This window comes from Rhodovulum sp. FJ3, assembly GCF_032918305.1.
Taxonomy (GTDB): Bacteria; Pseudomonadota; Alphaproteobacteria; order Rhodobacterales; family Rhodobacteraceae; genus SAT37.
In genome coordinates this window covers 1-19,340 of the sequence record NZ_JAWJUU010000011.1, presented here as the reverse complement: position 1 = coordinate 19,340, position 19,340 = coordinate 1, and the positions used below count along the sequence as shown (strand labels likewise).

The 19,340-nt window shown below is 62.2% G+C and carries 20 protein-coding genes; 6 read left to right on the top strand and 14 right to left on the bottom strand.

The window, feature by feature from the left end; genetic code table 11:
• Window positions 1-86: 86 nt before the first annotated feature.
• Together R1W00_RS17665 and mutY are read right to left on the bottom strand one after the other, a co-directional pair.
• Window positions 87-1,214 carry an alkane 1-monooxygenase gene (locus R1W00_RS17665; RefSeq protein WP_317264099.1) on the bottom strand — a complete coding sequence of 376 codons (1,128 nt, stop codon included), beginning with the start codon at window positions 1,212-1,214 and terminating at the stop codon, window positions 87-89.
• Window positions 1,215-1,226: 12 nt separating this feature from the next.
• Window positions 1,227-2,294 carry an A/G-specific adenine glycosylase gene (mutY, locus tag R1W00_RS17660; RefSeq protein ID WP_317264098.1) on the bottom strand — a complete coding sequence of 356 codons (1,068 nt, stop codon included), beginning with the start codon at window positions 2,292-2,294 and terminating at the stop codon, window positions 1,227-1,229.
• An 85-nt stretch (window positions 2,295-2,379) separates the two neighbouring features.
• Between mutY and R1W00_RS17655 the strand changes: the two genes are divergently transcribed.
• Window positions 2,380-2,916: a DUF721 domain-containing protein gene (locus tag R1W00_RS17655; RefSeq protein ID WP_317264097.1), complete on the top strand. Its 537-nt coding sequence runs from the start codon at window positions 2,380-2,382 to the stop codon at window positions 2,914-2,916.
• The gene (locus tag R1W00_RS17650) at window positions 2,913-3,545 is read left to right on the top strand and encodes a DsbA family protein (protein WP_317264096.1); all 633 of its coding nucleotides are present in this window, start codon (window positions 2,913-2,915) and stop codon (window positions 3,543-3,545) included. The genes R1W00_RS17655 and R1W00_RS17650 overlap by 4 nt, the downstream gene beginning before the upstream one ends.
• Before the next feature lie 46 nt (window positions 3,546-3,591).
• Here R1W00_RS17650 and lpxK read toward each other — a convergent pair whose 3' ends face one another.
• The 6 genes from lpxK to R1W00_RS17620 all read right to left on the bottom strand — a co-directional run bounded on the left by lpxK (window position 3,592) and on the right by R1W00_RS17620 (window position 9,849).
• Complete coding sequence (lpxK, locus tag R1W00_RS17645; protein ID WP_317264095.1) at window positions 3,592-4,584, bottom strand: tetraacyldisaccharide 4'-kinase; 993 nt, start codon at window positions 4,582-4,584, stop codon at window positions 3,592-3,594.
• A complete protein-coding gene (locus R1W00_RS17640) occupies window positions 4,571-5,791 on the bottom strand; it encodes a glycosyltransferase N-terminal domain-containing protein (RefSeq protein ID WP_317264094.1) in 1,221 nt (406 codons plus the stop codon). Before R1W00_RS17640 ends, lpxK begins: the two co-directional genes overlap by 14 nt.
• Window positions 5,792-5,801: 10 nt before the next feature.
• Window positions 5,802-6,047, bottom strand: coding sequence for a DUF4170 domain-containing protein (locus tag R1W00_RS17635; RefSeq protein WP_317264093.1), 246 nt, complete (start codon window positions 6,045-6,047; stop codon window positions 5,802-5,804).
• A 62-nt stretch (window positions 6,048-6,109) separates the two neighbouring features.
• The gene (locus tag R1W00_RS17630; RefSeq protein ID WP_317264123.1) at window positions 6,110-6,895 is read right to left on the bottom strand and encodes a 3'(2'),5'-bisphosphate nucleotidase CysQ; all 786 of its coding nucleotides are present in this window, start codon (window positions 6,893-6,895) and stop codon (window positions 6,110-6,112) included.
• On the bottom strand, window positions 6,888-8,234 hold the full coding sequence (locus R1W00_RS17625; RefSeq protein WP_317264092.1) for a TldD/PmbA family protein: 1,347 nt from the start codon (window positions 8,232-8,234) through the stop codon (window positions 6,888-6,890). Before R1W00_RS17625 ends, R1W00_RS17630 begins: the two co-directional genes overlap by 8 nt.
• 100 nt (window positions 8,235-8,334) lie before the next feature.
• Window positions 8,335-9,849, bottom strand: a complete 1,515-nt coding sequence (locus R1W00_RS17620) for a hypothetical protein (RefSeq protein WP_317264091.1) — start codon at window positions 9,847-9,849, stop codon at window positions 8,335-8,337.
• Between the two features lie 124 nt (window positions 9,850-9,973).
• On the opposite strand from R1W00_RS17620, the gene R1W00_RS17615 reads away from it, so the two are divergent.
• The gene (locus R1W00_RS17615; protein WP_317264090.1) at window positions 9,974-10,729 is read left to right on the top strand and encodes an SDR family oxidoreductase; all 756 of its coding nucleotides are present in this window, start codon (window positions 9,974-9,976) and stop codon (window positions 10,727-10,729) included.
• A complete protein-coding gene (locus tag R1W00_RS17610; RefSeq protein ID WP_317264089.1) occupies window positions 10,726-11,340 on the top strand; it encodes an enoyl-CoA hydratase/isomerase family protein in 615 nt (204 codons plus the stop codon). The genes R1W00_RS17615 and R1W00_RS17610 overlap by 4 nt, the downstream gene beginning before the upstream one ends.
• Here R1W00_RS17610 and R1W00_RS17605 read toward each other — a convergent pair.
• Window positions 11,337-11,630 carry an HNH endonuclease gene (locus tag R1W00_RS17605; RefSeq protein ID WP_317264088.1) on the bottom strand — a complete coding sequence of 98 codons (294 nt, stop codon included), beginning with the start codon at window positions 11,628-11,630 and terminating at the stop codon, window positions 11,337-11,339. The two genes, R1W00_RS17610 and R1W00_RS17605, sit on opposite strands and share 4 nt — an antisense overlap.
• 35 nt (window positions 11,631-11,665) lie before the next feature.
• Here R1W00_RS17605 and R1W00_RS17600 point away from each other — a divergent pair, with 35 nt between their 5' ends.
• On the top strand, window positions 11,666-12,856 hold the full coding sequence (locus R1W00_RS17600; protein ID WP_317264087.1) for a TIGR03862 family flavoprotein: 1,191 nt from the start codon (window positions 11,666-11,668) through the stop codon (window positions 12,854-12,856).
• Here the strand turns inward: R1W00_RS17600 and R1W00_RS17595 are convergent.
• Window positions 12,826-13,422: a glutathione S-transferase family protein gene (locus tag R1W00_RS17595; protein ID WP_317264086.1), complete on the bottom strand. Its 597-nt coding sequence runs from the start codon at window positions 13,420-13,422 to the stop codon at window positions 12,826-12,828. The two genes, R1W00_RS17600 and R1W00_RS17595, sit on opposite strands and share 31 nt — an antisense overlap.
• Before the next feature lie 132 nt (window positions 13,423-13,554).
• On the opposite strand from R1W00_RS17595, the gene R1W00_RS17590 reads away from it, so the two are divergent.
• On the top strand, window positions 13,555-14,409 hold the full coding sequence (locus tag R1W00_RS17590) for a DMT family transporter (protein WP_317264085.1): 855 nt from the start codon (window positions 13,555-13,557) through the stop codon (window positions 14,407-14,409).
• Here R1W00_RS17590 and holA read toward each other — a convergent pair whose 3' ends face one another.
• From holA to R1W00_RS17570, 4 genes are all read right to left on the bottom strand, one after another.
• The gene (gene holA, locus R1W00_RS17585) at window positions 14,410-15,429 is read right to left on the bottom strand and encodes a DNA polymerase III subunit delta (RefSeq protein WP_317264084.1); all 1,020 of its coding nucleotides are present in this window, start codon (window positions 15,427-15,429) and stop codon (window positions 14,410-14,412) included.
• Complete coding sequence (locus tag R1W00_RS17580) at window positions 15,426-15,920, bottom strand: hypothetical protein (protein ID WP_317264083.1); 495 nt, start codon at window positions 15,918-15,920, stop codon at window positions 15,426-15,428. Before R1W00_RS17580 ends, holA begins: the two co-directional genes overlap by 4 nt.
• Window positions 15,907-18,450, bottom strand: coding sequence for a leucine--tRNA ligase (gene leuS, locus R1W00_RS17575; RefSeq protein ID WP_317264082.1), 2,544 nt, complete (start codon window positions 18,448-18,450; stop codon window positions 15,907-15,909). Before leuS ends, R1W00_RS17580 begins: the two co-directional genes overlap by 14 nt.
• 87 nt (window positions 18,451-18,537) lie before the next feature.
• Window positions 18,538-19,044: a DUF3576 domain-containing protein gene (locus tag R1W00_RS17570; RefSeq protein WP_317264081.1), complete on the bottom strand. Its 507-nt coding sequence runs from the start codon at window positions 19,042-19,044 to the stop codon at window positions 18,538-18,540.
• Window positions 19,045-19,340: the final 296 nt, after the last annotated feature.

The following is a 19,340-nucleotide window of genomic DNA, read 5'->3' as shown; positions in this document are numbered from 1 at the left end:
ACCAACCGCAGAATCTACCGCCGGTGTCGTGGCCTGACTGCCACGGCACTCACTGGCCCCGCCATGTCTTGGCGGGGCATTTTTCGTTAGTCGTGGATGCCTTTGTTATAGGGCTTCCAATCGGTGATTTCGGGATAGAACTGCCGCCGCCATGCGCGCACGCGCGGGTTCATCTTGCGCCGCCACAGGGGTGGGCACAGGGCCAGAATGCCCATGGTCGTATAGCCGAACGGCAATTGCGGGGCTTCATCCGCCGAATAGGTCTGCAGCAAAGGAAACCGCCGGTCGGGTTTGTAATGGTGATCCGAATGGCGCTGTAGGTTGATCAACAGCCAGTTCGACGCCTTGTGCGATGCGTTCCAGCTATGCCTTGGCAGGACGTGTTCATATTTCCCGTTCCCAAGGTATTTGCGCGTCAGGCCATAGTGTTCGATGTAATTCGTGACCTCTAGCTGCCAGATCGCGTTAAATGCCTGCAGCGCGAACAGGGCGACGCCAAACCATCCCCCCACCAGATAGGCCAGCACCAGCATCCCCAATTGCAACGCCCCATAGCGCCAGAACGGGTTCGACCGGTGAAACGCGCCGTGCCCCTTGCGGGCCAGCATATCGCGTTCCGCTGACCACGCGGACACGATGCATTCGACCAGAACGCGAGGCAGAAACCGGTGAAACCCCTCGTTATAGCGCGCGGTCACCGCATCGCGGGGCGTCCCGACATAGCGGTGATGCACCAACAGATGTTCCGACCGGAAATGGCTGTAGAGAACACTGGCCAGCATCAGATCGCCCAACCACCGTTCAACGCGGTTTTTCTGATGCAACAGTTCATGCGCGTAGACGATCCCGATGGTCCCCGAAATGACACCAACGCCAAAGAACAGCCCCAATAGTTCGACCAATCCATAGTCCGCAACATGGGTCGCATAATAGATCGTCCCATAGATCACAGCTGCCTGAATCGGGAACCAGATCAGCGTGATCAACCGATACCAGAACAGGTTCTGCGGCGGGGATTGCGGATCGGGGTTCACGGTGTTCAGACCCATGACGAAATCGATCAGCGTCGTCATAAACCACGCATAGACCGGCACGATCCAGACCCAAGCGCCGCCCGCCCGCGCCGCAAACATCACCACCGGAATTAGGGTCAGCGAAATCCAGAACGGCAGGGCGTCTTTCAGGCGCGGGGAGAGGGTGGGATGCTCGGTCATGGCTGTCTCCGTCTAGGTGCCCCCGTCCGCCGTCACATGGGCGCGCGCGATGTCGAACACCTTGCGCATCACCGTCGGCAGGTCCGAGGGTCGGAACCCGTCAGCAGGCATAAAGTCCCCCATATCGGGCACCGCGTCCAGAGGGACCGTTGCGGCATAAACGGTCAGGATCAGGTGGAAATGGGTGAACGTATGGCGCACCTCGGCATTGATCGCGGTCCAATCGGCGTCCATGGGCGGGACCGCCACTGCGACCTCGCCCCACTCCGATCCAGGCCAGCCCAGCATCCCGCCCAGCAATCCGCGCTCGGGACGGCGCTCTAACAACCACGCGCCATCCGCGCGTCGCGCCACATAGGCGGTGCCGTAACGGGTGGGTTTCGCCTTTTTCGGGACCTTACGGGGCAATTCGGCCTGAACACCCGCCGCGAACCCCGCGCAACGCTCGCGCAGGGGGCAAATTCCACAGGCCGGGGATTTCGGCGTGCAGATCGTCGCGCCCAAATCCATCACCGCCTGCGCGTAACATCCGGGTCGTTTTTCAGGGGTATAGCGCGCCGCCAATTCCGCCAGATGCGGTTTGACGGGCGGCATCGGGTCATTCACCGCATGTAGGCGCGCCATCACCCGTTCGACGTTCCCATCCACCACCGTAGACGGGCGATCAAAGGCAATCGCCGAAATCGCGGATGCCGTATAGGGCCCGATGCCCGGCAATTCCAGCAACCCCTCACGCGTGTCGGGAAACTCCCCGCCCAGATCGTTCGCCACGACCCGCGCGCATTTCAACAAGTTGCGCGCCCGCGCGTAGTATCCCAGACCCGCCCATTCGCCCATGACCTGTTCATCCGGCGCGGCGGCAAGGTCGCCGACCGTGGGCCAGAGATGCGTGAACCGTTCGAAATAGGTGCGCACGGCGGCGACGGTGGTCTGTTGCAACATCACCTCGGACAGCCATACCCGATAAGGGTCCGGCAGCGTCCCGCCGATCCGATCCGACGGCGCGATGCGCCATGGCATTTCCCGCGCGTGTTTGTCATACCATTCCAGTAAGGTTTGGCTTAGGCTTGGGTCACGCAATCGTTATGATCCTCGCTTGGATGGGTGGCTGGTTCCATGCGTCTTAGCGCACTAAATGCAAAAGTGTAGGAGGAATACACCCCCGATGGCATCCAAGGATGGCGATACACAGCGTCAGCGCCGCAAGCGCGGGTTCGAACAGGCCGGTTTTCTGGTCAACGGACGGATTCGCCAAGCGACGGAAAAGCGCGGCTTTGCCGTGGCGCGCCTGTTGACCCACTGGGCCGAAATCGTGGGGGAGGATGTCGCCAGCTGTGCGCGGCCCGTCAATGTGTCCTACGCCCGTCAGGGGTTCGGCGCGACCCTGACCGTTCTGACCACCGGCGCCCATGCCCCGATCCTTGAGATGCAAAAGGAACGCATCCGCGAAAAGGTCAACGCCTGTTACGGCCATAACGCCATCGCCCGTATCAAGATTACGCAGACCGCCCCGACCGGTTTTGCCGAAGGAGCGCCGGAATTCACGCCCGCGCCCGTTAAACCTAAACGCCCCGACCCCGTGGTGGTGCAAACCGTGTCGGCCCTGTCCAGCGATGTAGCGGACGAGGGCCTGCGCGCGGCGCTGTCGCGGCTGGGGGAAAACGTATTAAGTCGATCAAAACGTCAAGGAGACACCACATGAACAGAAGAGACGCATTGCGCCTCGGACTTGCAGGGACGACTGCCCTGATCGGGAACGCCACAATCGGTGGTGTTGCCTTTGCTCAGGACACAGCCGAGCCCATCGTGATCGATGACAAATTCCTTGGTGCCGAAGATGCGCCGGTCACGGTCATCGAATACGCATCGTTCACCTGTCCCCACTGCGCCCGTTTCCACGCCGAGGTTTTCCCGCAGATCAAGGAAAACTACATCGACACGGGCAAGGTCAAATTCGTCTACCGCGAAGTGTACTTTGACCGTCCCGGTCTGTGGGCTGGGTTGCTGGCACGCTGTGCCGGTGACACGCGCTATTTCGGCGTGGCCGGTCTGCTCTATGAAAAGCAACGTGAATGGTGGGGCAATGGCTCGCCGGGTGTGATCGCAGAAAACCTGCGCATAATCGGCCGGAGCGTCGGCATGTCGGACACGGAATTGGATGCCTGTTTCACCGACACCGATACGGCACAAGCGATGCTGGCCCATTATGAGGAAACCGCGACCGCCGATGGTCTCGAGGGGACCCCGTCCTTTGTGGTGGATGGCAAGCTCTACTCGAACATGAGCTATCCGGATTTCGCGGCTCTGCTGGACGAAAAACTGGCGGACTAAGCCGGTCCACTCACGGATCAAAAGGGCCGTCCCAATCGGGGCGGCCTTATTTGTTGAGCATCGGCACGATCAACGCATCCAATGGTGCCCAGCTGTCCACGGACAGACGCACCGGCAGGGTCAGAACCTGACTGCGGAACTTGTCCGGCAGACGCACGGCGTCCTTTTCCGTCGTGACCAGTTGCGCCCCTAACAGCCGCGCCTCGGCCAACAGGCGTTTCATCAATGCCTCGGACAGGGGTTGGTGATCGCTTAGGGCTTCGGCCCGCATCAGGTTCGCGCCCAGACCGCGCAGAGTGCCAAAGAATTTCTCGGGATGACCGATCCCCGCAAAGGCCAGAACCGGCGCATCCTGCCAATCGTATCCGGTCTGCAGCGGGTCGAGGTGCCCACGGATATGGGGCGGCGTGAACGGGCCCCACGTGTCCGCGAACCGCGCCTGTGCCCCGTCATGACCAATCGACAACACCAGATCGGAGCGCGCCATGCCGGCGGCTACTGGTTCGCGCAACGGTCCGGCGGGCAAAACACGGCCATTGCCGAATCCCTTGACCGCATCGACCACGACGATGGAGATGTCCTTTTGCACGCTGGGGTTCTGAAATCCGTCGTCCAGCAGGATCACTTGCGCGCCCGCCTCTTGGGCCGCGCGCACACCGGCGGCGCGATCCTTGGCCACCCAGACGGGGCCGAAGGCGGCCATCAACAACGGCTCATCCCCGACCTCGGCGGCGCTATGGGTGCGCTCAACCACCTGCACGGGGCCGGTAGCCGTCCCGCCATAGCCACGCGACACCACATGCGCGGTGATCCCTTGGGCGGCGAAATGCATCATCAGGGCGATGGTCGTCGGCGTTTTGCCGGTGCCGCCCGCGTTGATGTTGCCGACACAGATCACCGGCACGTCGGCGCGAAACCCGTCCGCCCCTTTGCGCACGCGCCGCGCCGTTTGCGTCGCATAAAGCGCGCCCAGCGGGGACAGCAAAACCGACTGCCAACTGGGCCGCCCGTCGGTGAACCAGAACTCAGGTGCCCGCATCCGCGCCCCCATCGGTACCTGTCGCGGGCAAGGCCGCCCCGACCAGTTGCGCCACTTTTAGGGTCGCGTCGGCATTCTGTGTCGCGATGTCCCACGCGTTATGGGCCAATTCCGCAACCTTATCCGGTGAGGACAGCGCGTTCAGCACGTTGGACAACCCCGTCCCATCCCGCACGACCCGCGCCGCACGGCCCGAATCCATCTGACCCAGATAGGCCTTATGCGGGGCGCTTGACGGGCCATGGATGATGACAGAGCCCAATTCGGCCACCGCGCGCGGGTTCAGACAGTTGCCCGACCCCGCCAGAGATCCCCCAAGGAACGTCACCGGCGCAATGCGCAGCCACATGCCCAATTCTCCGTCCAGATCGGCGATATAAATCTGGGTGTCGGCATCGGGGTCCTCATCCGCGCTGCGCACCGCAACGCGCCAGCCCTTGTCGCGCAGGTCGGAGGCAAGGTCCGGTGCACGGTCGGGATCGTCGGGCACAAGGATCAACAGCAACCGATGCGAATAGCGCGCGGCGCGGGAATGGGCATCGACCATGATCCGGTCCTCGGACGCCGCGCAATTCGCCGCCAACCACAACGGCCGTCCGCCCAGTAGCTTGACCATCTCGCCGTATTCGGCCGCGTTATAAGGCAGAACCGCCCCTCCGTCGTCCAGCGCGCCGACCTTTTGGATGCGATGCTCGGGGCAACCGGCACGGCGCAATGCGGCAATGATTTCGTCATCCGTTGCGAAAACCCGTTCAAACCGGCGCAACAAAAACCGCGGCAGCCGCGTCTCGACGTCATCGACAATGGCAAAAATGGGGGCGGTGTGGGCGCTGATCGCTCCCAATACGGGTGACGTGATACGGCCCGGAAACACCAAAACCGCATCAGGGGACCAATGGTCCAGAACCTGTGTCACACCCGCGCGGTCTGTGGGTTCGTCGACCTGTGCGACCGAAAGGGTGCTGTCGGTTGGGACGTCTTGGGTCGTGGAGACAAGGATCGTGATGTCCTCGTGCAGTTCCTCAAGCGCCTTGATCAACGCGCGCGTCTGACCGCAACTATCGCCCGCAGGTGCACCAACGATCCAGACCAACGGTCCCGTCGGACGCTTGGCCGGAACAGCCGGCGCCGGAGCGGGTGCCGCCGGCATCCGCAGGGACAGCCACGCACGGGCATTTTCCCAAAATGCGGACAGGGCACCCTTCATCCGGTCAGGATCACACGTTCAGTTCTTCGGTCGCGCTGGCGGCGGTGGCCTCATCCCGCAGACGGTGCAGATGGGCGATGAAATAGCGCATATGGGCGTTGTCGACGGTCCGCTGGGCCTCGGCCTTCCATGCGTTATAGGCCTCTTCGTAGTTGGGGAAGATGCCGACGATGTGCAGATCGCTGACGTCCTTGAATTCGGATTTCGACGGATCAATCAGTTCGCCACCAAAGACGAGATGCAGGCGATTGGCCATTGGGACCTCCGGTCATATTAAGTCGCCCAGACCCTACTGCACCGCAGCGCGATGGGAAAGGGTCAGCCGACGGAATAGGCAAGGCGCGGCAGGATTTGCGCCATCAAATCGGGACCACCCGCAAGAATGCCCATGGATTGCGACGACGGGGTGTTATAGCGGATTGTCGCGCCGGTCCGGTCGGCAATCACACCGCCCGCCTCGGTCACGATCAGGCTACCCGCTGCGGTGTCCCAATGCCAACTGGGCCGCACCGACACCATCGCGTCAAACCGCCCCTGCGCGATCAGACACAGGCGATAGGCCAGCGACGGGCGCAAATGCCGCGTCACATCGGGCACAGGACCGGCCCAGTGTTTGTCGTCCATCACAGGACGCGCCGCCAGAATGCGCGCGCCGCTCAGATCACCGCGACCCGACACCTGCAAACGTTCACCGTTCAAAAACGCGCCGCCATTCAGAGACGCGGTAAACATCCGGTCCAGCGCGGGCAGGTAGACAGCGGCGGCCACGACCGCGCCATCCTCGACCACCGACAGGGCGTGGGAAAACGCCTGATCCCCGCCGATGAAGGCGCGGGTGCCGTCGATCGGGTCCACGATAAACGTACGTTTGGCCGACAGGCGCGCGGCGCTGTCCGCCGTTTCCTCGGACAACCAGCCGTAGTCGGGTCGCGCCCTGCAAAGCGTCGTCTTGAGCAGCGCGTCGACCTCATAATCGGCCTCGGTGACGGGGCCTTGGTCATCCGGTTTGTGCCAAACCTTTGGGTCGTTTTTCCAGTGGCGCATCGCCACCTGACCCGCGGCGCGGGCCGCCGAAACCAACAGGTCCAGATCGTCCTTATTCACCGGCAAGGGTCAGCCCCTCAACCAGCAAACTGGGCACGCGCCGCGACAGGTGCATGCGCGCGTCATTGGCGGCGATCACACCGCGCATCATGTCGCGCAGATTGCCCGCGATGGTGCATTCGTTGACGGGATAGGCGATTTCGCCGTTCTCGACCCAGAACCCCGATGCACCCCGTGAATAATCGCCCGTGGTCGGGTTGATGGATGAGCCGATCATCGACGTCACCAACAGGCCCGTGCCCATCTCGGCCAGCAGTTCGTCGCGCGATTTCGCGCCTTGCGTCAGGTCCAGATTTGTCACCGACGGCGAGGGCGGCGAGGACGTGCCGCGCGCGGCGTTGGCCGTGCTGTCCAGCCCCAGTTTGCGCGCGGTCGCCAGATCCAGAACCCAGCTTTGCAGCATCCCGTCCTCAATCAAGGCGCGGCGCGCGGTCGGCAAGCCCTCGGCGTCAAACGGGCGCGATCCGGTCGCTCGGGTACGCAGAGGGTCCTCGATCAACGACATGCCCTTGGGCAGAACCTGTTCCCCCATCGCATCGCGCAACCACGAGCTGCCCCGCGCGATGCTGGCCCCGTTGATCGCGGCCAAGATATGCCCGATCAGGGTCGAGGAAATCCGTTCATCATAGAGCACCGGAAAGGCACCGGTTTTGGGCTTGCGCGCGCCGTGGCGGGACACCGCGCGTTCACCGGCCAGCGTGCCGATCTCATCCGCGTCGGGCAAATCGGCCTGAAAGATGCGCCCCTCACCGGCGTAATCGCGCTCCATCTCCGCGCCTTCGCCCGAAATGGCGACACAGGACAGACCGCGGTCTGTGCGTTCATAGCCGCCGGAAAACCCGTTGCTGGCCGACATGTGGATTTGGCGACGGCCATATCCAGCACCGGCCGATTGCACCTGTGTGACACCCGCGACGGCCAAGGCGGCGGCCTCGGCGCGGCGCGCGTCTTCCTCTAGCTCGGCGGGGCTGGGGTCCGGTGTGGCGTCGGACAGTTCCAGCGCGGCAATATCCCATTCACGGGCGAGTTGCGACGGATCGGCCAGACCGACATGGGGGTCCTGTGGGGCCTCGGCGGCCATGGCGACAACGCGTTCGGCCATTTCGGCAATGGTCACGTCGCGGGTGTCGGACGCGGACACACAGGCCTGCCGCCCGTCGATGATCACGCGCAGGCCGATATCCGTGCCTTCGGACCGTTCAGCGGTTTCCAGTTTCCCGTGACGCACATCAATCGACAGCGACGTCCCCTGAACCGCGATTGCGTCTGCGGCGTCCGCACCGGCCTTGATCGCCGCCTCTACCAGTCGCGCGCTTAGGGATTTCAGCGTATCGCTCATGACCTGCCCTTTATTCCGTGATCCACATTGACCTAGTCCGCAAAAAAGCCCCGCGCAAGTCACGCGGGGCCCTGTTTTCCGTAACGCAGCGGTTCGCGCGTTATTTCAGGCGCTGACCGTTGGCAAAGACCTGACCTTCGGCGGTGGTCTCAATCGTGCTGGTCAGGACATCGTCACCCTCACCGGGGGTGGCGAAAATACCCATCATCATGCGCACGCCCAGAACCTGTTCTTCGGGCATCAGTCCCATCGCGACCAGATTGTCCAACAGACCGTTCGCACCGGTGATGACAAAGCTTGCATCGCCAATCGGGGCGGGGATGCCGTCAAAGCTGATGTAATCGTCGTGGTTCAATTCGAACGCGCCCGACCCTTCGACCGACGCACCGGCCAGATCAATGGTCAGATCGTTGATGGCGACATCATAGACCAACGCCGGAATCTCACCCGCTTCGGGCTCGGCACCGGATAGAATGTCGATCAGCCATTCCATCTTGCCCGACAGGTCAAGCGAGATGGTCGCCGGATCGCGGGGCAGGATGCCTTGGGGGTCGAACAGGTCCCAGATCGAATCTTCGACCGTCAGACCGCGATAGGCAAAGGCCAGTTTGTAGTCCTGCGGGTCTTCGGACATCAGCATCGGGAACGTGAAGGCCGCGCCGCCCTCGGCGATAAAGGCGCTGATCGACGGCAGGGGGATGTCGGGCGATTGCATCGACATCGCCAGATTTGTGCCCGTGGATTCCATGGACACGACGCCATCCACCACATCCCCAACCAGACGGCCCGCATCAAGGCTATAGCTGCCGACGGCATTGGGGCCATCGCCCTCAAACCCGCTCATGTTAAGGGCAAAGGCCAAATCTTCATATGTCATCGCGACGGAACCGGATACACCCGCTGCGAACATGGCCGTTGGGTCAGACGTATCAATGTCCGCAGGCATGCGGGTGTCGCCCTCATAAGCGCCTGCACCAACGCCAAGCGACATGACCAGATTGCCGGGCTCTTCAATACCTTCGATATTCATGACCATCGCGGCCTTGGCCCATTTCATCGCCGAGGCAAAATCGATGATATCCGTCGTGCCAATGGTCGAGGTGCCGCTAAAGCCATCCATCGACAGGCTGACCACGCCTTTGACCGGCTCACCCTCATCCGCGAAACGTTCAAAGTCGGAAAAGGTCATCGCCATCGTGTCGACGGCGTAGACGTATTCGACGTTCTCAGGCTCACCGGCCATTTCGGCGTTCAGACCCGACATGGACAGCTGAACGGGGATCGAGACTTCTTCGTCCTCGATCACAAGATTCACCACCATTTCCGACGTTTCAGGATAGCCGACGCCAACAACGCCCCCACCCAGATCGGTCAGGGTCACATCTGCAAGGTCGATGGACAGTTCGAACTCTTCCTGCGTCTGCGAATAGGTTAGATCGCTGATGGTCAGGGTGTCGCCAACGCGGGTCGCCGTGCCAGAGGTTTCATATCCGCTGATCTTGTTCAGGGTTTGAATAGCGGTCCATGCCTCTTCGGGGGTCAGCGCGGATGCGGGGGCCAACCCCGCGACCAATGCCGCCGCACAAACCGAAGATCCCAATACAAAACGACCCATTACGATGCCTTTCAAAAAACTAATCTGGCCGTACTCTTGACCGTGGGGCGCGGGGGGTCAAGCACTGCTTGGGATTGGAAAGCGCAACTTTGCCGCGTAGAACGGGACCAAGCGGAGGACAGACATGCATGATCTGACGGATAAGGTGGTCGTGATCACCGGCGCCAGTCGCGGCATCGGTGCGGCGGCAGCGGTCGAGATGGCGAAATCGGGGGCCAAGGTCGCCCTTTTGGCCCGTAACAGAGACGCAATTGATCAGATCGCGGCGGGGATCGGGGACGCGGCCATCGCGATTGCCTGTGACGTGGCGGATGCGGATCAGGTGACGGTGGCGTTTGACCAGGCCGTTTCACATTTCGGTCAGATCGATGTGGTCATCAACAACGCCGGTATCATCGACCCGATTGCCCGTCTGGGCGACGCGGATGCGGACGCATGGGGCACCCTGATCGACGTGAACCTGAAAGGTGCGTTTTACGGGGTGCAGGCGGCGCTGCGCCATATGCCAACGGGGGGCACGATCATCACCGTGTCCTCGGGCGCGGCCAGCAACCCGATCGCCGGATGGTCGGCCTATTGCGCGTCCAAGGCGGGGGCGGCGATGCTGACGCGTTGTTTGGACCTTGAATACCGTGATGCGGGCATCCGCGCGTTCGGCCTGTCACCCGGCACGGTCGCAACGCAGATGCAAAAGGACATCAAGGCCAGTTCGGTCGACAACCGCGTGCGACAGATGGACTGGTCCGACCATATCCCGCCCGAATGGCCCGCGCGGGCGCTGGCGTGGATGTGCACCCCCGCCGCTGATGACCTGATCGGCACCGAAATTTCGCTGCGGGACGACGACATCCGCAGCCGCGCAGGAGTATACGACGCATGATCGAACTGACCAAAACCGACACCCATTGGATCGCGACGATCAACCGACCGGAAAAGGCGAATTCGCTGACCCGCGATATGCTGGCCGAACTGGCCGATATCGCCGAGGCCGCCGAGGTGGCACAGGTGCCCGCCCTGATCCTGACCGGTGCAGGCAAGGTGTTTTCCGCCGGTGCGGATCTGGATCAGGCGCGCGCGGGTCTGGCAACCGACGATGTGTGGGAGCGCCTGTCAGGCGCGGTCGCCGCGTTTTCGGGTCTGTCGATCTGCGCGATGAACGGGACGCTGGCCGGTGGGGCCTGCGGGATGGCCTTGGCCTGTGACATGCGCCTGTCGGTGCCGGGGGCCAAGGTGTTCTACCCGGTGATGAAGCTGGGCTTTCTCCCCCAACCGTCCGACCCTGTGCGGATGCGCGCGCTGATCGGGCCCGCACGGACCAAGATGATCCTGATGGGTGGGGCCAAGATCACCACGGATGAGGCCTATGCATTCGGCCTGATCGACCGGATCGTTCCGGCGGATGAACTGCTGGATCAGGCCATCGCCCTGACCGAGTCCGTCGCGGGAGCCAAGCCCGAGTTGCGCGCCGCCATCAAAGGCATGTGCGCCTAACGTTTGCGCCGCGCACCGGGGGTTTTGGAATGAAACGCGGGGGGACGCTTGCCGACCCACGCGATGAACTTTTCCAACCTCGGGTGGCTGCGCAACGCGTCAATCGTGTGGTAGGACCGCGCAAGTTCGGTTTCCGTTAGGGTCGCGTGGATTTCGTTATGGCAAATCTGGTGCAACAGAACCGTCTCACCCCCTTTGCCCCCGCGCAGTTTGGGGATCAGGTGGTGTTGGCTCTGTTTCGCCTCGGGCGGGATCGGGCGTTGGCACAGGGGGCAAATCGGATCGTCCATAGGGGCGAATATGGCGCAATCGGGGACGGTGGCAAATGAAACGCGCAGTGGTGATCGGGGCAGGTCCCGCCGGTTTGATGGCGGCGGATGAACTGGCATCGGCAGGCCTGTCGGTGGTGGTGGCCGAGGCCAAGCCGTCGCCCGCGCGCAAATTTCTGATGGCGGGGAAATCGGGTCTGAACCTGACCAAGGACGAACCGCTGGACAGGTTTCTGGCGGCCTATGGCAACGCACGCGCCCACCTAACCCCGATGATCACCGAATTTGGCCCCGAAGCCGCGACCGCATGGGCCACGGGTCTGGGTCAAGAGATGTTTGCCGGATCATCGGGCCGTGTGTTTCCCAAGGTGATGAAGGCCTCACCCCTGCTGCGCGCATGGATGGGGCGGCTGGACGGCATGGGGGTGGAGCTGCGCCGCAATCACCGCTGGACCGGATGGAACGGTGCGGCGGCGGTGTTCGACACGCCGCATGGCCCGACCGAGATCGCCGCAGATGTCACCGTTCTGGCCCTTGGCGGGGCCAGTTGGGCGCGCTTGGGCTCGGACGGGGCGTGGGCGCCGATCTTGGCGGGCGCGGGCGTGGACCTGACCCCGTTTCAGCCCGCGAATATGGGGTTCGGCGTCGATTGGTCGGACAAGATGGCCCGCCATTTCGGCCAACCGGTCAAGGGCGTCCGCCTAAGCGCGGGTGAAGACACCGGCACGGGCGAGTTTGTGATTTCCGCGCGCGGGCTTGAAGGCGGCGGGATTTACGCCCTGTCGCGCGCGATGCGGGACGGCGCGCCGCTCTGCATTGATCTGATGCCCGATTGGGATGCGGAACGGATCAAAACCGCCCTTAACCGTCCGCGCGGCAAGAACAGCCTGACCAACCACCTGCGCAAGGTGCTGCGCCTGCCGCCCGAAAAAATCGCCCTGCTGATGGAATGGGGCGGCGGCGCGCGCGACACGGACGCATTGGCGCGGGCGATCAAATCCCTTCCCGCGCGCCATACCGGTCCCCACCCGATCGATGAGGCGATTTCGACCGCGGGTGGCGTGGCATGGGGCGCGGTTGACGCGGACCTGATGCTGGCCCCGCGCGCGGGCGTGTTCTGCGCGGGTGAGATGCTGGATTGGGAGGCCCCGACAGGCGGCTATCTGTTGACCGCCTGTCTGGCCACGGGGCGGTGGGCGGGGCGTGCCGCCGCGCACTATGCCTGTTCGCGAGACACCGCGCGCTGAAACGCGGGGCGCGTGGACATACGGGCGGCAAACTCCACCAATGACGCCTCGGTCACCGGAAATTTCGCCAAAACGGCCCAGTTCAGACAATGCGCCAAGAGGATATCGGCAATCGTCATCGTGTCTCCCATCAGGTAGGGCCCATCGCCCAAAGCACCGGCGAGCAACTGTTCGCCCTGCTCGAATTCCCAGCGCAGGCTATCCTTGATTTCGGGCAGACGACGTTCCTTGGGCAGAACAAAGCTATGCCGCGCCGCCGTCCACAACAGCGCGTCGAACTGATCCAGAACCAGATGGGTCAGGGCGTCCTGACGGGCGCGTTCGATTGTACCGGCGGGAAAGGTCAGCGCGCCGTGCTTATCCGCCAGATAGGTCAGGATCGCCACGGAATCGGTCAGAACCTGATCGCCAGCCAGTAACGCGGGCACCTTGCCCAGCGGATTGACCTCAAAGATTTCGGCGGATCGTGGCAGGGCGGGGATATGGTCGTACTCGACCCCCAGTTCCTCTAGCATCCATAGAACCCGCAGCGCCCGACTGCGCACATTGCCGATGACCGTGTACATTCCCGTCCTCCCGTTCAACCCTGTGCCCCTGATGTTGCCATCACGCGAAGGTGTTTCAAGGTTTTCCACCTTGACCAACTGATAAAACAATGGGACGCCAAGGGTCTGCACGGCCAAGGGAGGGGCAAGCGGATGGAGAATATTCGCGGGGCGATGTTTATGATCGCCGCCATGGCCGGTTTCGCGGTGGAGGACATGTTCCTCAAGGCCGCGACCCAGCACATCCCTGTGGGCGAGGCCCTGATCCTGTTTGGCGGATTGGGGACGTTGATTTTCGCGGGCCTTGCGTTGCAGCGCGGGGATCGGGTGATACATCCCCTTGCCCTGTCGCGGCCCATGCTGTGGCGGCACGCATCCGAGGTGTTCGGGCGGATCGGGTTTACCTTGGCGATCGCGTTGACGCCCCTGTCCACCACATCCGCGATCCTGCAGGCAACGCCACTGGTCGTGGCCGCCGGTGCCGTGGTGTTTTTCGGCGAAACGGTAGGCTGGCGACGGTGGTCGGCGATTTTCGTCGGGTTCATCGGGGTGTTGATGGTGATCCGGCCTGGTGTCGCGGGGTTTGACCCCCTGTCCATTCTGGCGGTGATTGGGATGTTGGGCTTTGCCGGTCGGGATCTGGCCACCCGCGCCGCGCCCAAGGGCCTGTCAACCGCGCAACTGGGCGTCTACGGGTTTCTGATGCTGGTCGTGGCAGGGATTTGTGTTCAGGCGTTTTCCGGTCCGATGCACATCCCCGCGCCCACCCAGATGGCGCAAATCGCGGCGGCCACCCTGTTCGGGGTTATGGCCTATTCTGCCCTGACCCGCGCGATGCGCACCGGGGAATTGTCCGCCGTGACGCCGTTTCGGTATTCGCGATTGATCTTTGCCCTGATCTTTGGCGCAGTGGTGTTTGGCGAACGTCCCGATGCCCTGACCTATGCGGGCAGTGCCCTGATCGTGGCCAGCGGGATTTACATCATGCTGCGCGGGCGGCGGGCCTAGTTACCGCGCGGCCAGCATCGCAATCCGGATCATCGCGCGTTCCACCACGGCCATCGCCGGTGCCCGCGAGGTGGAGCGCAATTGCAGGTCCGTATCGGTCAAAATGGTCAACGCCTGTTCCAGACGGAACATCCCCCATTTCGACGCCTGCCGCACCATCCGGTCGCGGCGCGGGCCGAACACGGGCGGGCGCACACGGCCAATCCCCGACGCGGCACCACCGGGATCGGATGCGGCGGCGTGCAGGGTTTTGAAATGGCGGCTAAGGCCGATGCACAAGGTCACGGGATTGACGCCTTGGGATTGCAGTTTGCGCATGATCGGACCGACCTCGGGACTGCGCCCCTCGGCCACAATGTTCAGCACATCGTCCAAGGCCGCCTCGGTCGAGGTGGGGGCACAGGCCAGAACATCGTCCGACGTGGCCGCCGAATTATCTCCGTATTTATAAAGGGATAGCTTTTCCACCGTCTGACGGAAATCACCGGGGTCCAGCATTTTGGACAGGTTCACCAGATCGGTCATCGCGTCACGATCGACGGTGATGCCGACCTTGGACAACTCGCTCTCAATCTCCTCGCGCGAGGGGGGATCGTCGTAAATCCCGACGGCAAAGGCGTTCGGGTGCCCCTCAAACAGTTTGCGCAGGGCCGATTTCGCGGTCAGCTGTTTTGCCGTCACGATGACCTGCGCATCGCCGGGCGCCCATTCGGACAGGGCGGTTTTCAGCGCAGGCGCGATATTGTCGGTCGCCTCTTCAATGAACACTGCGCGCGGTCCGGGGAAAAAGCCGACGGCCTTGACCGCGTCCAATGCGGCGGCGGGATCACTACGCAAATCGGCGCCACTCATCCGTGTCAGGCGCATTTCCTCTTCGGCGTTTTCACCCAACAGGGCCGCGATCACCTGTTGGCGTTTCAACGCCACGCGCATCGCGTCCTCGCCAAAGATCAACAGGCCGGTCTTGTCCGCGTCCGGCTTGGCGAAATAGCGGTTTGCGTCGCGCGCGCTGAGCTTCATGAGGCGTCGGCCGCCAGCACGGCCAGAATGCGAGTGATCGTCTGATCGGCCAGCAACACCACCAGACGCGCATAGGCGTCGCGCTGTGCGGTGACGGTGGTGATCGTGTTGCCCGTTGTGGAATAACCCGTGAAGTTGCTGGTGCTGCCTTGGGCGACGATCAGGCCGGTGCGGCGGTCCCGCAGGACAAAGTCCAGATATCCCAACACGTTAAAGCGGGTGATCTCCTGTTGCGCGGAAATACCCAGACCCTCTTCGTCGGTGCGTAGGGAATAGGACAGATCGTAAATCGGCGCATTGGGGCGGCCCAAACGCTCTTCAAACCGGGCGACCAGATCGAATTCGTCGCGTTCGGTGGGGTCTTGCAGGGCCAGGCGGCCCTGCAGATCGGCGGCGACACCATCCGTGCCATAGGCGGGCTGAAATCCACAGCCCGCAAGGGGCATCAACCCCAACATGGCAAGAACGGCGCGACGGTTAAATGACGACATTGATGATGCGACCCGGAACAACAATCAGCTTTTTCGGGGCGCCGCCATCCAGCGCCTTGAGAACAGCATCATGCGCCAAGGCCAGCTTTTCAACCTCTTCCTTGGGCAAATCCTTGGCCACTTCGATTTCGCCACGGCGTTTGCCGTTGATCTGGATCGGCATGGTGATCGTGTCATCGACCAGTTTCGCCGGATCGGCCTTGGGCCACGGCGCATTCGCGATCAGACCCTCACCGCCCAGCAATTCCCAGATCGCTTCGGCCAAGTGCGGGGTCATCGGCGACATCAACTGGGCCAGAACCAGCATCGCCTCACGACGTGCGGCGCGACCGGCCTTGGATTTCTGGACGACGTTGCTGAACCCATAAAGTTTCGCAACCGAGGTGTTAAAGCCAAAGCTCTCGATGCCCATGGTCACATCGTGGATCGCACGGTGGGTTGCGCGCTCCAGATCGGCGTCGGCTGTGCCCTCATCCGTCATTTCCGCGATGTCATTGGCGACGCGCCAGACACGGGACAGGTGTTTGAACGCGGCCTCAACCCCCGAGGTAGTCCATTCGACGTCACGCTCGGGCGGGCTGTCGGACAGAACGAACCAGCGGGCGGTATCCGCGCCGTAGGTTTCCACGATATCCACCGGATCGACGACGTTCTTCTTGGACTTGGACATCTTGGCCGAGGGGATGATCTCTACCTCTTCGCCGGTTGCCTTGACGCGCCCGTTTTCCACATCCGCAGGGAAGTGATAGACGGGGCGGCCATTTTCATCGCGCGTCTGATAAATCTCGTGCGTCACCATACCTTGGGTGAACAGCGCGTCGAACGGTTCTACCGCCGAGGCAGGCATATGGCCACAAATCTGCATCGCGCGTGCAAAGAAGCGCGAATACAGCAGGTGGAGAATCGCGTGCTCAATCCCGCCGATGTACTGATCGACATTCATCCAGTATTCGCATTCCGCCGGATCGGTCGGCGTCGCGGCATTGGGCGAGGTAAAGCGCGAATAGTACCACGAGCTATCGACGAAGGTGTCCATCGTGTCGGTTTCGCGTTTCGCGGGCGCGCCACAGTTCGGGCACGGGCAATCGCGCCACGTCGGGTGACGGTCCAACGGGTTGCCCGGCTTGTCGAAATTGACGTCCTTGGGCAGGGCGACGGGCAGGTTCTCTTTCTTTTCGGGGACCACGCCACAGGTGTCGCAATGCACAACGGGAATCGGACAGCCCCAATAACGCTGACGCGACAGACCCCAGTCCCGCAGACGGAATTTGGTCACACCTTGGCCGACGCCCTGTTCCTCACAGAACGCGATGGCGGCATCAATGGCCTCTTCGCCGGTCGCGATTTCATCCCACGCATAGGCGCGCAGCCACCGGACCTTGTCCGTCTTGGGCGGCGTAAATGCCTCATTCTCAACAGGTGCGCCGTTTTCGACCGCAACAAAGGTATCCGTCACGGGCAGATCGTATTTGCGTGCGAAATCAAGGTCGCGTTGATCATGCGCAGGACAGCCAAAGATCGCGCCAGTGCCGTAATCCATCAGGATAAAGTTGGCGATATAGATCGGCAGTTCCCACGAGGTATCAAACGGGTGACGGACCTTCAGGCCCGTGTCCAAACCGCGTTTTTCGGCCTTTTCAAGGGCTTCCTCGCTGGTGCCGGTTTGACGGCATTCGTTGCAGAACGCCGCGATCTCGGGGTTGTCCTGCTCCAGAACCTTGGCCAGCGGGTGATCGGGCGAAATCCCGACAAAGCTTGCGCCCATCAACGTATCGGGGCGGGTGGTGTAGACCTCAATCCGGTCAAACCCTTCGGGCGCGTCCACGGTTGAAAAGGCAAACTGCAACCCGCGGGATTTCCCGATCCAGTTGCGCTGCATCAGTTTGACCTTGTCGGGCCAGTTGTCGAGGTTATCCAGCGCGCTCAGCAATTCTTCGGAGAAATCCGAGATCTTAAAGAACCATTGGGTCAGTTCACGGCGCTCAACCAAGGCTCCCGAACGCCAGCCACGCCCGTCCTCAACCTGTTCGTTGGCCAGAACGGTCATGTCCACGGGGTCCCAGTTCACCACCGCGTTTTTGCGATAGACCAGACCCTTTTCCATAAAGTCGATGAACATCGCCTGTTGCTGGCCGTAATATTCCGGATCACAGGTCGCGAATTCCCGCGACCAGTCCAGCGACAGACCCAGCGTTGCAAACTGCGCCTTCATGTTGGCGATGTTGGAATAGGTCCAGTCGCCGGGGTGGATTTTACGCTCCATCGCGGCGTTTTCGGCGGGCAGACCAAAGGCGTCCCACCCCATCGGGTGCAGGACACTGAACCCGTTGGACAGTTTATAGCGCGAAATCACGTCGCCCATCGCATAGTTGCGCACGTGGCCGATGTGCAGGCTGCCCGAGGGATACGGGAACATCTCAAGCACATAATATTTCGGCTTGGACGGGTCGTGCACGGCCTTGAACGTCTCGGCAGCATCCCACGCGGCCTGCCACTTGGGTTCGATGGTGCTGGGGTCGTAACGGGACATAGTTCTGGTCCTTGTCAGTAGAAACGCCGGGCTCTACGGCCCGGCGACGTCATGGTGGTACAGACCGGGGTCATCCCCCGGCCGAAATCATAGATCGCCGTCGCGGATACGCAGTTGACGCGCGCGGGTTAGAATCGCGTCCTCAATCGCGCGGGTGGTCGCGCCATCAACCGGACCCGACCGCGTGGCAAGCGCAACGTTCAGCGCGCGCGCATCCAAGGCGGGGTCGGTCACATAAACCGTCGCACGATAGGCGCGGCCACCGCCCGGCGGTGTGCCATAGCCGGTCACAATCACACCCGAGAACGGATCGACCGCCTCAATCGGGAGGAAATCCAGCACCTCAAGCGCAGCGGTCCAGATGTATTTGTTTACCTCAACCGTGGTGTTGGGGTCGTCCGCATTGGTGAACAGGTCAAAGATCGTCGATTCACGTTCCTGACCCAACGGCGTCGATTCCCGCTGACGTTCAATGTTTTCGTCGCTGGACGGGGTGACATCGCTCAACAGGCTGCTATCGCCCAAACCACAGGCCGACAGAGTCGCCGTAAAAGCCAGCGCCAGCGCCGCACGTACAATAGAGTCGAAAGTCATAAGAACCTGCCTGATGTCTGTTCTCGGCTTTCCTAGCCGAGCATATGGGCCGGAACAAGGTTTTTCCCCTCTATAGTATATAGGGGGCGGAAAACGCGGTGTGGCAAAGCTGCATCAATGCGGGGTGCAATGGGGTTGGGGGTGTCAGCTTTCTTGCATTCACGGCCCCAAAGAGCGACACAGCAGCATACTCAGTTCGACAGAGGGCTGAGGTCACCTTTTTATATAGAATGAGGGAAAACCATGAAAAAGGTTCTCTTTGCTACTACGGCCCTGGTTGCTTCGGCTGGCTTCGC

Bases quoted from the DNA above. Each gene is read 5' to 3' on its own strand.
- R1W00_RS17665 (WP_317264099.1), bottom strand. From the start codon at position 1,214: ATGACCGAGCATCCCACCCTCTCCCCGCGCCTGAAAGACGCCCTGCCG.
- R1W00_RS17655 (WP_317264097.1), top strand. From the start codon at position 2,380: ATGGCATCCAAGGATGGCGATACACAGCGTCAGCGCCGCAAGCGCGGG.
- R1W00_RS17650 (WP_317264096.1), top strand. From the start codon at position 2,913: ATGAACAGAAGAGACGCATTGCGCCTCGGACTTGCAGGGACGACTGCC.
- lpxK (WP_317264095.1), bottom strand. From the start codon at position 4,584: ATGCGGGCACCTGAGTTCTGGTTCACCGACGGGCGGCCCAGTTGGCAG.
- R1W00_RS17640 (WP_317264094.1), bottom strand. From the start codon at position 5,791: ATGAAGGGTGCCCTGTCCGCATTTTGGGAAAATGCCCGTGCGTGGCTG.
- R1W00_RS17635 (WP_317264093.1), bottom strand. From the start codon at position 6,047: ATGGCCAATCGCCTGCATCTCGTCTTTGGTGGCGAACTGATTGATCCG.
- R1W00_RS17625 (WP_317264092.1), bottom strand. From the start codon at position 8,234: ATGAGCGATACGCTGAAATCCCTAAGCGCGCGACTGGTAGAGGCGGCG.
- R1W00_RS17620 (WP_317264091.1), bottom strand. From the start codon at position 9,849: ATGGGTCGTTTTGTATTGGGATCTTCGGTTTGTGCGGCGGCATTGGTC.
- R1W00_RS17615 (WP_317264090.1), top strand. From the start codon at position 9,974: ATGCATGATCTGACGGATAAGGTGGTCGTGATCACCGGCGCCAGTCGC.
- R1W00_RS17610 (WP_317264089.1), top strand. From the start codon at position 10,726: ATGATCGAACTGACCAAAACCGACACCCATTGGATCGCGACGATCAAC.
- R1W00_RS17605 (WP_317264088.1), bottom strand. From the start codon at position 11,630: ATGGACGATCCGATTTGCCCCCTGTGCCAACGCCCGATCCCGCCCGAG.
- R1W00_RS17600 (WP_317264087.1), top strand. From the start codon at position 11,666: ATGAAACGCGCAGTGGTGATCGGGGCAGGTCCCGCCGGTTTGATGGCG.
- R1W00_RS17595 (WP_317264086.1), bottom strand. From the start codon at position 13,422: ATGTACACGGTCATCGGCAATGTGCGCAGTCGGGCGCTGCGGGTTCTA.
- R1W00_RS17590 (WP_317264085.1), top strand. From the start codon at position 13,555: ATGGAGAATATTCGCGGGGCGATGTTTATGATCGCCGCCATGGCCGGT.
- holA (WP_317264084.1), bottom strand. From the start codon at position 15,429: ATGAAGCTCAGCGCGCGCGACGCAAACCGCTATTTCGCCAAGCCGGAC.
- R1W00_RS17580 (WP_317264083.1), bottom strand. From the start codon at position 15,920: ATGTCGTCATTTAACCGTCGCGCCGTTCTTGCCATGTTGGGGTTGATG.
- leuS (WP_317264082.1), bottom strand. From the start codon at position 18,450: ATGTCCCGTTACGACCCCAGCACCATCGAACCCAAGTGGCAGGCCGCG.
- R1W00_RS17570 (WP_317264081.1), bottom strand. From the start codon at position 19,044: ATGACTTTCGACTCTATTGTACGTGCGGCGCTGGCGCTGGCTTTTACG.